The sequence below is a fragment of the Micromonospora sp. NPDC051925 genome (assembly GCF_044548625.1).
In the GTDB taxonomy this organism is placed as follows: domain Bacteria; phylum Actinomycetota; class Actinomycetes; order Mycobacteriales; family Micromonosporaceae; genus Micromonospora.
This window is the reverse complement of sequence record NZ_JBIUCH010000044.1, coordinates 1-14,366: the sequence shown is the minus strand read 5'-3', so window position 1 is coordinate 14,366 and position 14,366 is coordinate 1. Positions and strand designations below refer to the sequence as shown.

General features: G+C 66.9%; 12 protein-coding genes and 2 pseudogenes. 8 read left to right on the top strand and 6 right to left on the bottom strand.

The features are described from left to right. Positions 1-619 precede the first annotated feature (619 nt). Both ACIG87_RS31950 and ACIG87_RS31945 read left to right on the top strand, forming a co-directional pair. Positions 620-1,384 carry a class I SAM-dependent methyltransferase gene (locus ACIG87_RS31950; protein ID WP_396855347.1) on the top strand — a complete coding sequence of 255 codons (765 nt, stop codon included), beginning with the start codon at positions 620-622 and terminating at the stop codon, positions 1,382-1,384. A gap of 38 nt (positions 1,385-1,422) precedes the next feature. Continuing rightward, entirely contained in the window at positions 1,423-4,314 is a 2,892-nt protein-coding gene (locus ACIG87_RS31945) for a LuxR C-terminal-related transcriptional regulator (protein ID WP_396855346.1), read from the top strand. A gap of 47 nt (positions 4,315-4,361) precedes the next feature. Here the strand turns inward: ACIG87_RS31945 and ACIG87_RS31940 are convergent, their stop codons facing one another. The 4 genes from ACIG87_RS31940 to ACIG87_RS31925 all read right to left on the bottom strand — a co-directional run bounded on the left by ACIG87_RS31940 (position 4,362) and on the right by ACIG87_RS31925 (position 7,318). Then, complete coding sequence (locus ACIG87_RS31940) at positions 4,362-5,600, bottom strand: glycosyltransferase family 2 protein (protein ID WP_396855345.1); 1,239 nt, start codon at positions 5,598-5,600, stop codon at positions 4,362-4,364. Between the two features lie 23 nt (positions 5,601-5,623). Continuing rightward, positions 5,624-6,196, bottom strand: coding sequence for a GTP cyclohydrolase I (folE, locus tag ACIG87_RS31935; protein ID WP_396855344.1), 573 nt, complete (start codon positions 6,194-6,196; stop codon positions 5,624-5,626). Beyond that, positions 6,193-6,816: a 7-carboxy-7-deazaguanine synthase QueE gene (locus ACIG87_RS31930; RefSeq protein ID WP_396855343.1), complete on the bottom strand. Its 624-nt coding sequence runs from the start codon at positions 6,814-6,816 to the stop codon at positions 6,193-6,195. Before ACIG87_RS31930 ends, folE begins: the two co-directional genes overlap by 4 nt. 139 nt (positions 6,817-6,955) lie before the next feature. Continuing rightward, positions 6,956-7,318, bottom strand: a complete 363-nt coding sequence (locus ACIG87_RS31925; protein ID WP_396855342.1) for a 6-pyruvoyl trahydropterin synthase family protein — start codon at positions 7,316-7,318, stop codon at positions 6,956-6,958. A 264-nt stretch (positions 7,319-7,582) separates the two neighbouring features. Here ACIG87_RS31925 and queC point away from each other — a divergent pair, with 264 nt between their 5' ends. The 3 genes and pseudogenes from queC to ACIG87_RS31910 all read left to right on the top strand — a co-directional run. Then, entirely contained in the window at positions 7,583-8,305 is a 723-nt protein-coding gene (gene queC / locus ACIG87_RS31920; protein WP_396855341.1) for a 7-cyano-7-deazaguanine synthase QueC, read from the top strand. An 81-nt stretch (positions 8,306-8,386) separates the two neighbouring features. Next, positions 8,387-9,133 carry an FkbM family methyltransferase gene (locus ACIG87_RS31915; protein ID WP_396855340.1) on the top strand — a complete coding sequence of 249 codons (747 nt, stop codon included), beginning with the start codon at positions 8,387-8,389 and terminating at the stop codon, positions 9,131-9,133. 210 nt (positions 9,134-9,343) lie between these two features. Next, a pseudogene (locus tag ACIG87_RS31910) lies at positions 9,344-9,493 on the top strand (IS1380 family transposase); the annotation flags it as partial. Positions 9,494-9,899: 406 nt separating this feature from the next. Here the strand turns inward: ACIG87_RS31910 and ACIG87_RS31905 are convergent. After that, complete coding sequence (locus ACIG87_RS31905) at positions 9,900-10,754, bottom strand: SDR family oxidoreductase (protein ID WP_396855339.1); 855 nt, start codon at positions 10,752-10,754, stop codon at positions 9,900-9,902. Next, the gene (gene rfbB, locus ACIG87_RS31900) at positions 10,751-11,767 is read right to left on the bottom strand and encodes a dTDP-glucose 4,6-dehydratase (protein ID WP_396855338.1); all 1,017 of its coding nucleotides are present in this window, start codon (positions 11,765-11,767) and stop codon (positions 10,751-10,753) included. Before rfbB ends, ACIG87_RS31905 begins: the two co-directional genes overlap by 4 nt. 283 nt (positions 11,768-12,050) lie before the next feature. Here rfbB and ACIG87_RS31895 point away from each other — a divergent pair, with 283 nt between their 5' ends. From ACIG87_RS31895 to ACIG87_RS31885, 3 genes and pseudogenes are all read left to right on the top strand, one after another. Next, the gene (locus tag ACIG87_RS31895; protein ID WP_396855337.1) at positions 12,051-13,295 is read left to right on the top strand and encodes a glycosyltransferase family 4 protein; all 1,245 of its coding nucleotides are present in this window, start codon (positions 12,051-12,053) and stop codon (positions 13,293-13,295) included. A 131-nt stretch (positions 13,296-13,426) separates the two neighbouring features. After that, positions 13,427-13,834 (top strand): annotated as a pseudogene (locus ACIG87_RS31890) (DDE-type integrase/transposase/recombinase); the annotation flags it as partial. 188 nt (positions 13,835-14,022) lie between these two features. Next, a partial coding sequence (locus ACIG87_RS31885; RefSeq protein WP_396855336.1) for a hypothetical protein occupies positions 14,023-14,366 on the top strand: 344 nt, incomplete at its 3' end.

Here is a 14,366-nt window from a genome sequence, read left to right as displayed (position 1 = left end):
CTTCTTCCCTAGACAAGAGGAATGATCGATCAAGGGCTGTCTCCATGATCAGCCGGGGTCGATGCCACCGCGCCGCAGGTTAAAGATCAAGCTAGCCCTTCTGCCAGTCGATGTCGGGCAGGCGGATGCCGAGCAACTCGCTGGCCCGGGCGCCGGACGCCACGTAGCAGGAGAACAGTGCCCGCAGGTCAGACCCCTTTTGATCTTGTGTGCCCGAAGGGACTCGAACCCCATGTTTCTCTCCCCCCGCGCGGTACAGACCCACGTATCGCACATCCACCAAGCTGGGGCTGCGCAGCCGCGCGGAGATCGCGGGGGAAAGTAGGCGGCGTGAGCCCGCCGAGCCATCGGAGAATGCGTCAGTTGACAGATGTCTGTCGACGGCTGGATCGAAAGACTCATCACCGCCAACTGAGGAGGCTCCTTGAAGGTACCGAACTCGGCGGTCAGTGGGTGCGCGGCCGAAGCCGGAGGTTCCGGATCGCGTGAGGAGAAGATCATGCATGTTCAGCAGAGGGCACGTGCGGCAGCGAACACCCTCAGCGCGGCCGAGGTTCGGACACACCCCTGGTGTGGACCCCTGGACCGGGCACCACAGCGTTATCGGGGACCGCATCGGTTGAGCGCCGGAGGCTGGCAGAACTTTGTCGATCGGCTGGAGCGCCGGGAGGAGATGGCCGTCGTCCGAGCGGCCCTGACGGGTAACCATCAGGTCCTCGACGTGGGCGGTGGAACTGGGGAGATCACCCGTGCCGTTGCAGGCGACCTCGGTCGATGCGTCACCGTCGAGCCGCACGTCAACCGTGTCGAGCGGCTGCGACTGGGCCTGGGCAGCACCGACGTGGGTGAACTGGAGGTCCATCCCGGACGGGCGGAGGCGTTGCCGTTCTCGGACGGCAGCTTCGACGCGGTGTTTTCCGCCTGGGTATTGCCCTACGTCGACAATCCGGTCAAGGCCGTGCGGGAGATCGCCCGGGTGTGCGACCCCACGCATGGCGAGGCCAAAGTGGTGCTCATCGGGGGATCTCCGGACAACGAGGTGGTAGCCCTACTCAACGAGGTCTGCGTGCCGATTGCCGGGGAATCCCACGATCACCAGGGCTACCTGCTCGCGACCGCGGCCCAGACGCTGTCCGAACATGGTTTCGGCCGGCTCTCCCTGAGCCGCACCGAAGCCGCCCTGCATTTCACGGAACCGAGTCTGGGTGAGCGGATCCGCTCAGCCGCGGACCTGCTGGTGAATTTCTGGTACGACGGACATCCGCGTGCCGCCGACATGCGGGAGGCTCTCGTGCCGGCCCTCAACCGCCATTTCGCCCGACGACCGCATGCCATCGGGGATCAAGGGCTGGTCCTCGTCGCCCGGCCTGGGGAGTCCGCTTGACCGCCGATCCAGAAACTGGAGGAAGCGGCTTGTGGCCCGTGGACAATCCACCCCGGTTGGTGGGACGACTGGCCCACTTGCGGGCGCTGAGGCAGGCAAGGGTAGTGAGTGCCGATGCGGGGCTCGTCCGCGTCGCGGTGACCGGCGAACCCGGAGTGGGCCGCAGCGCGCTGCTCGACGAGTTCGTGGGAGCCTGCCGCCAGGAAGGCGGGTCCGCTGTACGCGTCCGCTGCCGGCTGGCGGATCGTCAGGTGCCGACCGCGCTGGTCACCGACCTTCTCCGATGCCTCGCCGAAGAGGTTTCACCGATATCCGATGCGCGGCAGTCGACCTGCCAGACGCGGCCACCCCTGCTGGGATGGCAACCCACCGGAACAGACGACTGGGCAGACCGCGACCGGCAGGTGTCCGCGGCACGGGCGGCTGTCGCCGCGCTGACTGAGCGGGGGCCGCTGGTCGTCGCGGTGGACGACATCACGTATGCCGGCCGCCCGGCACTCCAGTGGCTGCGGCAGGTGTTGGAGGCGTGCGCGCGACTACCGATACTTCTACTGGTGTCGATCCGCGCCGGCGAACCGCCCACCGCGCCCGAGCACTTGGCGGAGATGCTGACCGACGCGACCTGGATGGAACTCGACGGGCTGACCGAGGCGGAGACCGGCGACCTGTTGTGCACCCTGTTGCCGTCCCGGCCGGCCGGACGCTTCGTCGCCGAGGTCCACCGGTGGTGCGGCGGCAGCCCGTACATGATCGGGGAACTCGCCCAGGTCCTACGCAGCCGCTCCGCCGGCTCCGGCTTGCCCCATAGTGTCGACGAGGTCGTACTGCACGACGCCTTGCGACTGGTGCGCGGGCGGTTGAACCGGCTGGGGACCGCGCTTATGCGGATCGTGGAGACCATCGCGGTGGCCCAGAGCCACGGCGGTGTCGATGCGGCGCTGGTCGCCCACCTCACCGGCCTCGACGTCCACGAGGTGCTGACCGCTCTGGACCTGCTGATCCGCATGAGGTTGATCGGGGACGCCGAAAGTCTTCCCCTGCGGCACCCGGCCCTGGGTACCGCGATCGCGGCGTCGATGACGGCGATGGCCCGCAGTGCGACGCACCTCAGCATCGCCGAGTACCTGTTCGTCCTGAACGCTCCGGCGGATCGCATCGCGTCACACCTGACCGCCTCGACGGTCGCGCCGAGCGGGTCATGGCCGGCTCAGGTTCTCCTGCAGGCCGCCGATCACGCCCGGGAGACCGGCGCGGACGGCGTCGAAGGACGCTGTCTGGAATTGGCGGCCCGCGTCGCCACCGGTAGGCAGCACCGGGAGGCCATGCTCCGGCTCGCTCATCTCGAAATCCGGCGGGATCCGGAAAACGGGCTGCTCGCGGCCGTCGCGGTGCTGTCGGAGGACAACGACCGCGCCGTGGTGGCGGGGATGCTTGGGCAGATCGGCCGTGTCCTGTACGAAACGGAGCTGGGCGCACACCAACACGACCTGCTCGACCGCATCGATACGAGCGTCCGCGGGACGGTGTTCGAGGGCTGGGCCGAGGGATACCAGAAGTTGCACCGGCCCTTCCTTGGCCGCCCAGTGCAGGTGCGCCGGCGGATTCAGGGCCTGCTGAGCCCACCGGACGCGATGGCGGTGCGCGAGGGCGACGACACCGACCGGCGACCCGTGCAGACCGCGTGGTCTGCTCTGGATGCGTTCCTCCGCTATCTCGTCGATTCGGACCCGCGGGAGGCGGTGCGGGAAGCCCGGCAGGCATTGGGTCAGGACGGAACGGGGCTGCAACTTCACCCGCTGGCACGGACCGCGGCGTTGGCGGTGCTTGCGGACGCCGGCGATCATCACGAGGCAACCTCCTGGCTGAACCGGTTCGATCGGTCGGAGTCCGAGGGCCAGTCGTCACCGAAGGGGTGGCTGGCCTCGGTCCGGGGCCGGATCGCGCTGGCCGTCGGAGACTTGGAAGAGGCCGGCAGATGTTTCAACGACGCACTATGGGAGCAGGGAGAGCGGCCGGAAGCACCGCACGATCCGATCACCGTGATCCTGGTGGGACTGCTCGCCGACGTACACGTCAGCCGTGGCGAGCCGGACGACGCACGTACTCTGCTGCGTCGCTACCGGCTGATCGACGAGTTGCCGCCCGGTTGGCACTACAGCGAGTTGCTGCTGGCCCGGGCCCGGATGCGGGCCGGTGACGGTGACCTCACCGGAGCCCGCCGAGACCTTGCCGACCTGCGAGCCCGCGCGTACCAGGCAGGCATTCGGCTGCCGGGAAGTCTCATGTGGCGCCGATACGGCACCGACCTGCTGGTGGCGGTGGGGCGTCGACGGCAGGCCGTACGGGTAGCCTGTGCCCAGCTCAAGTTCGCCGACGCGGTCGGGTCGCCCCTGGAGCGCGGCCGGGCACTGCGGGCCCAGGCATGCGCCAGCGGGACGGCAGAGAAACACCGTCTGCTACGCGAGGCAGTGGCTCTGCTGAGTCCCGCCGAGGGCCTGGACGCGGCGCATGCGCTCGCCGATCTGGGTTCGGCGCTGAGCGGATCGCTGACCCGCCAGGAAGCGATCACAGCTCTCACGCAGGCGGTGCATATCGCCGACCGGTGCGCCGCCGGCGCCTTGGCGCTGCGCTCCCGCCAACAACTGCTCGTCGCGCACGAGCGAGCGCCACGGCAGATGTCCCTGCGAGGCGTGCTCACACTGACCCGCCGGGAGCGGCAAATTCTCATCGACGCGATCCGGGGCGCCACCAACAATGGAATCGCTCAGACGCGGCACATCACTCGGCGGACGGTCGAGCTGCACCTGTCGAGCGCATACCGCAAGCTCGGCATCACCGGGCGTATCGACCTGCCGCAGCTGTTTCGCGACCCGGCGTTCTGGCCGCTGCTGGCCGATGGCCTGCCGGCGCGCGGGCGCCCGACGAACTGACGAGCCGGCCGCCGTGCCGTTGTGGCCCGGCGGCCCTCGCCACAGCATCAACCGGGCACGTGGGTCCGGACCGTGTGGCCGATGCGGTGCGCCTCGGCGCGGATCTCGCGCTGCCAGCGTTCCCACAGACCACTCAACCGCGACGTGACGATCACCAGATCCACGGCCTTGTCCGGCAACAGTGTGTGTAGTCCGACAGCATGGCCGACGCGGCGACCCCGGCCGGCTATGCCATTGACCACCTGCGGATCGAAATCGAAAAGGACGGCGCCGGCCAGCCGATCCGGTACCTCCGGGCCGCAACCCAATACCGCGATGCGTGTGGCGTCCCCCAGCATGGCGACCTCCTGGTCGAGTTCATCGACGACCGACCGCCTCCGGGCTTCGACGGTCGCCGCGTTCAGGGCCCGGTACTCGTCTTCTACGTTCCATTGGTGGTTGATCTGGAAGCCACGCTGTTCCCGGGCGAACCAGCTGAACAGAAGTTCAACCACCGGTTCCGGATGACGCCGCAGGAACGTCAGCAGGTTCATCAGGTTGCTGGCCTGATCGACGTCGGCGGACCTCGGGTGTGGCACGTCGACCGCCCACGCGTCCCGGTTGACCTGGAACCGCAGGCCGTGCCGGAAGAGCCGGAAACCTAGTTCCAGATCCTCGCCACCCCAGCTGCGGAAACTCTCGTCGAATCCGCCGACGGCCCGGAACGCGTCAGCCGGCACCGAACAGTTCAGCGACCAGAACCACTGCCACGGCACGATGGTGCGGTCCAGATCGAACGCGAAGCGCTCGAACGCTCGATGCCGGATGTCGAGAAACGTCGCCGCATCGCCGTAGCGCCGGACCACCTCCGCCACCGGTGTGGTCCGCAGGGCGGCGGCGAGGCCGGGCGTCGGATCGCCCGGCCGGTAGCCGAAGGTGTATCCGATAACTGCGGCGGACCCCGCAGCGTGGGCCTCAAGGTGGGAGGACAGGAAATCCGGGCCGGGCAGAATGCCGCTGTCCGCGAACACGAGCACCGGTGCCGACGCCAGCCGGGCGCCCGCGTTGCGCGCCGCCGCCGCCCGGAATCCCCGGTCCGGCTGGAAGTGATACCGCAGGCGAAGCCTACGGGTGAAGTCCTGAACAACGTCGCGAGTGCCGTCGGAGGAACCGTCATCGGCGACAATGACCTCAACAGTGCCCGCCGGCATCCGTTGGGCGGTCAACGCCTCCAAGGTTCCCCGTAACAGGTCCGCCCGGTTATACGTAGGGATGACGACCGAGATCCGTGGTCCGGCGATGTTCACCTGCGCTCCGTTCCAGGCGGGGTTCAGCGCCGCGAAAAGACCGTGGCCACCAGTTCCTGCCGGGCCGGGCCGTGTTCCTGGAAGACGCCTCGGAACACCGAGGACGTCATCTGGGCGGTAGTGCGCACCCCCCGCATGCTCATGCACAGGTGCTCGCCATGACCGATCACGGCGATGTCGACGGAACCCGTGATCGCGGTGATTTCGGTGGCGATGTCCTGCACGAGGCGTTCCTGCACCTGTAGTCGGTGGGCGTGGCGGTGCGCGATGCGCGCGAACTTCGATAAGCCCAACACGTCGCCGTTCGGCCGGTACGCAATGGTCAGCGAACACGAGAACGGCAGCAGGTGGTGCTCACACAGCGACCACACCTTGATATCCGAAACCATGATGATTTGCCCGTCGGTCCGCAACGGGAAGCGCGTATCCACGTCGCCGGCCTGAAAGCGACTGAACTCCCGCCACCAGCGAGCGAAGCGCGCCGGTGTCTCCTTCAGGCCATCGCGGTCCGGATCCTCTCCGATCTCGATCAGCAACTGCCGCGCAATGTGCTCCAGCGGATCCTGTGCGCCGGATGCACTCTCCGTCGTTGTCATTTCCCTCTCCGTTCGCCCCATACGGCGATATGCAGCCGAGTCGTCAGATTCCAGCCTCGGGCGACCACTTCGTCGCCGAGTTCTTGCAGCCCCTGTGCAACGTCGTCCGCCGTCCGTCCCTCCGGCATGATCCACACGGGACGGGTTCCGTAGGCTGCCACCACGGTCGCCACCTCGTCCAGGTCACTGACCGAGCGACAGACAAACTTGAAGGCGGTTCCGGGAACGGCGGCCAGCGCGGCCAGCGCCTCCGGCCGCAGCCGGCGAGATTCCCGGTCGCCTGCATGGGCCAGCTTGGGGGAGACGTTGAACCGGACACCAAGGTCGACCAGCGCGGCGGCCGGGGTCACGGTGCCGTTCGTCTCGATCTCCAGGCGGTGGCCGTCCGCCGTCAACGCCGCGATCAACGGTCGCAACCGGGCCTGTTGATTGAGCGGTTCGCCGCCCGAGACGACCACTAGCGGCACATCCATCGCCGCCAACCGGTCGTGCACCGTGCGCCACGGCATCCGGTGCAGTTCGACCCGCGGATCGTAGGCCGTTCCCGAGTCGGCGGCACCGGTCCAGTCCCAGGTGTACGGCGTGTCGCACCAGTGACACGACAGGTTGCAGCCACCCAATCGGAGGAAGGCGCACCGCCGACCTGATGACGGGCCCTCGCCTTGAACGGTGCTCAGGTGGGGCCGAAAATCTCGTTCACAACGAGTATCGGCTCCACCACGGCATCACCTGCCTCCCGGTTCTCGTCCACACGGGCATTCACGGGCGGTACTCCGCCCAGGTCTTGGGCGTCTCGGACACCCGGACCCCGGACAACTCCGGATAGCGCTCGTGCCACTTATCGTAAATCCAGCGCGACAGATTCTCGGCCGACGGGTTCCGGTCCACCACGTCGTTCAGGTGACGGTGGTCGACCTCCTGATCCAGCCATCGGGAGAAGGCGGCCAGGTCGCCGTAGTCACGGACGAAGCCCACGTCGCTCAAGGCGTCCCGGCCAACAGTCAGCTCCAATGCCACGACGTAATTGTGTCCATGCATGCGAGCGCACGGGTGCTCTGCCGCCAGGCCGGCGAGCCAGTGACTGGCCGAGAAATGAAACTCCTTGCTGATGCGGAATGTCATGTCGAACCTCCTGCGCCAACACTGGCCGACCCGGGCGCCCCGTTACATCACGGCGTTGACCGAGAGGTTGAGGTCGGCCGACCGTAGAACGCGACGGGGCGCTGGCGGCTCGGCCGCTTCGGTGGCTCGGCTCGGAAACTTCGGTCGTCCGCCGTGATGCATGCCGACCCGACCCGGACGACAGTGATGCAGGACAGCACCTTTCGGGCCCCGCACCTTCGGGCCGACTGCACCTGTTCGTGCCGACGCACCTGGAGGTATCCGATGACCCACGACGATAATCGATCGGGCTCTTCCTCCGCCCTCATAGTCCTTTCCGGAGGAATGGACTCCACTACTCTCATGGCGTACTACTCAGCATTGCGATTCAGCCTGATCGCTGTCACCGTGGATTATGGTCAGCGGCATCGCCGCGAGATCGACTCAGCTCGGGCCATCGCCGATCACTACGGCGCCGTGCATCAAGTGGTCGACCTCAGTGGTCTGGGCGGGCTGCTCCCTGGATCGGCACTGACCGACGACACCATGACCGTCCCGGACGGTCATTACGCGGAGGCGTCCATGCGCGCCACGGTCGTCCCGAACCGCAACGCGATCCTGGCCAACGTCGCGGTCGCCGTCGGCGTCGCCCACCGCGTCGGCGTGGTGGCGCTCGGCATGCACTCCGGCGACCACTTCGTGTACCCGGACTGCCGTCCTGCCTTCGTCACGGCCCTTTGCAAGCTGGTGACCGTCGCCAACGAGGGATTCCCTACTCCGCGGGTAGAGGTGCCGTTCATGACCTGGACCAAGGCGGAGGTCGCGGCACACGGCGCCCGGCTGAGTGCCCCACTGTCATTGAGCTGGTCCTGTTACAAGGGCGGCGACCAGCACTGCGGAACGTGCGGAACGTGCTACGAGCGCCGGGAAGCGTTTCATGAGGCCGGCGTGCCGGATCCGACCCACTATCTCGACGGTGTCACGCAGTTCGCCCACCCGGCACGGTGACCACACAAGTTACGCCGGTGCTGCACCTGTTCATCGAAGCGTCCCCCTATCGTCGGGCCGGACGTGTGACCTGGAGGTATGGTGACCGAGCTTCACCCATTCACTCTCGATGACCGCCTGACCGTATGGGCGCCATACGAAGCCGAAGCCCGCTGGCAGTACGACGAGATCTTCTCCCATCGATGCTACGACGGCATCCAGATCGAGCCCGACGGGATCGTCATCGACGTCGGCGCCAACATCGGGCTTTTCACCCTCTTCCTGAAGCGCAAGTTCCCTGACGCGCGAGTACGCGCGTTCGAGCCGATACCGCAACTGGTGCAGGCGTTGCGCCGAAACATCGAGGAACAGCAGCTCGGCGCAGTGTCAGTACACCAGAGGGCACTCGGCACCCAACAGGAACGAGCCTGGTTCGAGTACTACCCGCTGGCACCGGGCAATTCCACCCGCTATCCGGCTGACAAGGAACTGCAGATCGCAGTCCTCTCCCACGAAGCGCCCGAGGCGTTCATTCGGAGCCACTACCGCGCTGAACCGGTGTCCGTGCAAGTTGACCGCCTCTCCGACTACCTCGCCCCCGACGAACACGTCGGACTGGTGAAGATCGACGTCGAAGGTGCCGAACTCGACGTCCTCCGTGGCATCGATTTTCATCATTGGAAACTCATCGACCAGTTCCTCCTGGAGGTCCAGGACCTCGATGGTCGACTGGCCGCCGTCACCGCCCTGCTCGAGGCGTACGACTTCACCGTGGCCGTCGAACCGTCACCGCTGATCCCACCCGAGATCCGCACATTCCTGGTCACTGCGGCACGCCGTGCTCCCTGAGCGGTCGCGATTGCCTCACTGCGACGCTGGTGGCCGCAGGGTCACAGTGGGCAGCGTTCGGGCTGATCGCAGCATCATGCCCGGTCACGTCCGCTGGCGTGGTGTGAGCACGGTACATCCTGGCGCAACTGACTTCGAAGAGCGACCATGGGGCAGGTCCAACCCACCCGACCCGACGGCGTGGAGGTGCGGAACCGATCCTGAACGACACAGAAACTGCGCTACCGGCTCCTGCGCGTCGCGGCCCGCCTCACCCGCACCGCCCGCCGGACCCGACTCGCCATCACCGCCGACTGGCCCTGGACCGACACCCTGACCAGCGCCTTCCACCGCCTCGCCGCACTGCCACGACCCGCCGGCCAACGCAGCAACCCCACGCCCCGACCAGCAGCACGGAGGAACCCGACCCCGCGCCGGGCCATCAGCACGCCAGCGAACCGACCGACCAATCACCGACCAAAGCCATCGACCAGCAGCTATGAAAGACCGCCCCAGATGAAAGACCGAGGTTAGTACGGGAACCGGCGCCGGTAGCGGCTCGGGCCGGCGCTGTTGCGGGCGTTGTTCGAGCTGCTGCGCGGCCCGGCGGTCACCACAGCGCAGCACGCCGAGCGCTGGCGGGCCTGCTGACGACCGCGTTCGACGGGACCACGATGACGGTCGTCGACACTGAGGCGGTCCGGGCCCGGTACCGCAGACAAACGAGGTGACCACGGTGGTGCCGGGCATACAGGCGACGCGAGCCCGGCCTGCGGCTTTAGTACGATCATGTACGGCGTGCTCTGGGTACCGCAGGCCGTGTGTCGAGGGGCTCGGCGAGGAACTCATGGGCGCCTCGCAGCCGGGTACCGAGTAGCGTCTGTGCCCGTTGGATGGTCAATCGAATCTCGGCCGGTCGATGGGGATTCGCGCTGCGAATCGGCCGGATTGTCGCCGGGTCGAGGCCGTCCCGCGCCGCCACCAGCAGGCCGAGCTCATACCGGCTCACGGCATCTGCGCCCGCTACGTTCAGAATTCCGCGGTAGCTGCTGGCGGCAAGTTCGACCAGTGCTTCGGCAAGGTCGTTGACGTGCACCGCGCTGCGGACTTCGTCGGTGAACAGTCCGCCATGGATACGACCAGCCGCCAGGTCGTGAGTCAACCGCTCGTGGTCGCCACGTCCGTCGCCCAGAATGAGCGAGGTCCGGACGACGACGGCGTTGCGGTGCACCGCTCGGACGGCGGTCTCGGCGGCTGCTTTCGCAGCACCGTACGGGTATATCGGATCGGGTGTGGCATCCTCGGTGTAGTGCATCGCCCGCCCGGAGAAAACCGAATCGCTGGACACGTGCACGAGTCGAACACCAGCGGTTGCGACGGCTACGTTGGCTGCTCCGTCGGCGGTGGCTACCCAGTCGTTTCGGTCGCGGGCAGCCGCAGCGTGGATGACCACGTCCGGCCGGATCCGGCGCAGAAGCTCTCGGATGGCTGCCGGATCGCAGATGTCCAGCTGTTGGTCGGCGGTCTCAGTCGGTGTCGCGAAATAGGTGCCGACCACGTCCCAGCCCGCCGCGACGGCTCGGCGAAACAGTTGTCGGCCGAGCGTTCCGCTGCCGCCGGTGATCAGCAAACGGCCGTTCACGGGACCGGTGACACCACGTCGGGGGCGGCGTCCTGTGCCGCCTGGGCGGAGCCTGTCGGTGGAGCCACCCAGCGTTCGGGGTGTCTGCGGTACCACTGCACGGTCTCGGCCAGGCCCTCGATGAGCGACCGGATCGGCCGGTAGCCGAGGTCTCGGGCGGCCTTGGTCCAGTCCATCGAGTATCGGATGTCGTTGGACCTGCGGTCGGAAACGTAGTCGACCGAACTCCAGTCTGCGCCACAGGCGCGCAGGACGGTCCGGGCCAACTCGTTGTTGGTGAGCCCCGTGCCGCCGCCGATGTTGTAGATCTCGCCCGGGATCCCCTTGTGGAGCACCAGTTCTATGCCACGGCAGTTGTCCTCGACGTGTAGCCAGTTCCGGATGTGCTCACCATGGCCGTGGATGCTGACGCGGCCCCCGGCGAGCAGGCTCGTCACGAAGGCAGGAACGATCTTTTCATGGTGCTGACCTGGGCCGTAGTTGTTCGTGGACCGGGTGATGCAAACCGGTACGCCGTAGGTGTGGAAGTACGAGTTTGCGACCATGTCACTGGCTGCCTTGGATGCGGCGTATGGATTCGTCGGCCGAAGCGGGTCGTTCTCGCAGGCGGTCCCGGTCGGCAAGGGTCCGTACACCTCGTCGGTCGACACGTGCACGAACTTCCGTACGCCCAGTTGCGCTGCGGCATCGAGCAGCGTACGGGTGCCCTGCACGTTGGTCGCGACGAACTTCTCCGTTGTTTCGAATGACCGGTCGACATGGGACTCGGCGGCGAGGTGAACGACAGCGTCGTGGGTTGCGACCAGGTCAGCGACCACAGTGCCGTCCAGGATGTCGCCCTCGATGAACGATAGCCGTGGATGGTTCAGTACACCGTCCAGGTTGTAGACGGTGCCGGCGTAGGTCAGCGCATCCAACACGGTCACGCGGGAGATGTTCTCGTCGCGTAGTAGGCGCCGAACGAAATGCGAACCGATGAACCCCGCGCCACCGGTGACCAGAACTCTGTCCACAGCCGCACACCATCCTCGAAACAGCGATATTTTCCGTCAAGTCCCGACCATCATGGCCGTCGGCCGTACCCACTCACATCTCGGCCGCCCCCGAAGTGTTGCCCGAACTCCGACCGAGACTCGGCCCGCCGGTATGGCGCGACTTCCGTGCCGCTATCAGCGCCGTCCTATCGGAGGTGCGTCGCTGATCTCTCGGTCAGAGCCCGTGATGCGCCGCCCGGCGACCGGCGGCGACGATGACGTCACGAGGCCGGACCCTTAGTTCCTTCTACGAGGAGAACCCATGAATGTAGCCTTGGTCCTGTTGACGCACAATCCGGACGAGCCCGCTGGCGTGGAGCGCGGGATTGCGTCACTCGCCGACGGCCTGCGCGAACTCGGCCACCGCGCGATCATCATCGCCGCCGGTCCGCCGACCGCCGCGGACGGGCCGGACACAGTGCGCCTGGAGACTTTGACCCTGTCGCGCCCGGTCGTGTTCGACGACGTGAACATCATGCCGGACGACCCGGATCCGCTCCGGCAGGAGGTCCTGAGCCTAATGGCCGAACACGAGATCGATGTCGCCTGCTGGACCGATGCTGGCGTGGGCCTCGGATATCTCGGTGCGGCACCGACCGGAGTCCGAACGGCGCTGATGGTCTACTTCCTACGCGTCGACGAACCGATGGCGATGAGTCTGGCGCTCAAGCCCGACGCCGTGATCTCCATCAGCGATTTTCTGATCGACGAGGCCGCGCGGGCCGGTCTCGACTCCGCCGGCTGGCACTCCCTGCCCAACGCGCTGTTGTGCCCGGGCGACCCTCCCGACCATGCCGTGCGTGAGCAGCTGCGACAGACTGGGCCGGTTCGGATCCTCGCTCGAGCCGACCCGTCCAAGGGAGTGGCGGACCTGCTGAAGGCATATCCGGAAGGTTTCGGTCGGCAGGTGGAGATCGTGCTCGGCGAGGCGGCTTTCGAGTTGTGGCCCGGCATGCAGCGCGACATGATTGCGGAGTGCCGGCAGTTGGCCGCGACGCTGCCGGGTGTCGAGATCCTGCCTGCCATTTCCTGGACCGACGCGCAGCCGTTTCTCGGGGGCGCATCGGTAGTGCTCGTGCCGTCTACTAGTCCCGAGACGTTCTGCAACGTTGCGGCCGAGGCGCTGTCGATGGGTACGCCGGTCGTCGGTTACGGCTTCGGGCATCTTCCTGTGCTGGTCGGCGCGGCCGGACGGATCGTGAGTTTGAATGTGGTCGGCGGCTTCGGACATCTTCCCGCGCTTACCGGCGCGGCTCTTGAGATGATCGACTTGGACAGCGGGCCCGCCCGGCTCTGGCGTGCGACGGCGGATCTGCTGGCGGACCGGGATATATACCATCAGGCGTCGCAGCAGGCACCCCGGCAGGTGGCTACCCAGACGCCGATGGCCGTCGCAGAGGAGTTCCTGCGCATCACCATGGGCGCTGAGAGAGCTGACCGCTCGTCGGGCGAGTCAGGGGGTGGAGCGCGGGGTCGTCGGCACGACGAGGCGCGCTCGCACCCGTAACCCGTGGGGCCGGGTGAGGTGGGCCTGTTGCGTCGAGTGAAAGCATGATCGACTCCAGCTTGGCCGTGTGGTCTGCTGGGCCGGTGAGGTTGTCGTCTCGGGTCCGGTCCTGGTCCCCACCGCCGTCGGCATTCACCCCGCTGCTGGCAGACGCCGCCTGGTTTTCCCGCCACTGTCCGGGTGACCGTTGGTTCGTGGACGAGACCTACGTCAAGGTCAACGGTGGGTGGCGGTACGTCTACCGGGCCGTCGACCAGCATGGCCAGGTCATCGACGTACTCGTCTCGACGCGTCGGGACGCTGCTGCGGCCCGGCGGTTCTTCCACCGGGCGCTGACCACGCTGAAGGTCACGCCTACCGAGGTGGTCACCGACGCGAACCCGGTCTACCCGAGAGTGTTCGACGACCTGGTCCCGGCGGCGCGGCACCACGTCGAACGACATGCCAACAACCCGATCGAGGCCGACCACAGCCAGCTCAAACATCGACTCAGGTGGTGGTGCCCGAGGCCGCATCGGGCTCGGGAAACGTTTCGATCCCGAGCTGTCGGTGTGCGGACGTGGCTCGTCCGACAGACAGGTGCACCGACCGAGCCCGTCCGCGAACACAGACGGCGACCCCATCGAGACGGGGCGGTGCGATGGCGCTCGGGAATGGCCGCCATACAATCGCGGTAAGGCGGAGCGCCAGGCCGAGATTCGGGCACCGGTGTGAGGGAGGGGTCAGGATGTTCGGCAGGATGTTTGACGCGATGATCGGCAGGATCATCGGTTCGACGAACAACCTCAGCGATCAGATAGACCAGCTCAGGCCCGACCTGAGTCGGGAATCGCTCGGCGTCGGGCCCGACTTCCCCGGGATCGCCCCGAACCCGCTGATGAGCAGTGATGCGCGGAAGCGCAATGCGGAACTGCGTACGGGGGCGCTTGCGCTCGGTATTCTCGTCGACTGGCGGGAGGTGAACAGCAACCCTCGTCTGATCCTGATGTTCGACGTGGAGACCGCCGACGGCATCTCGTTCCGCGGTATCGCAGACGAAGGCCTCACGATCACCGAGCTCACCCGACTCGC

What these genes read in the sequence shown, in the direction of transcription:
- ACIG87_RS31895 (WP_396855337.1), top strand. Translation starts at nt 12,051, where the DNA reads ATGAATGTAGCCTTGGTCCTGTTGACGCACAATCCGGACGAGCCCGCT.
- folE (WP_396855344.1), bottom strand. Translation starts at nt 6,196, where the DNA reads ATGACAACGACGGAGAGTGCATCCGGCGCACAGGATCCGCTGGAGCAC.
- queC (WP_396855341.1), top strand. Translation starts at nt 7,583, where the DNA reads ATGACCCACGACGATAATCGATCGGGCTCTTCCTCCGCCCTCATAGTC.
- ACIG87_RS31925 (WP_396855342.1), bottom strand. Translation starts at nt 7,318, where the DNA reads ATGACATTCCGCATCAGCAAGGAGTTTCATTTCTCGGCCAGTCACTGG.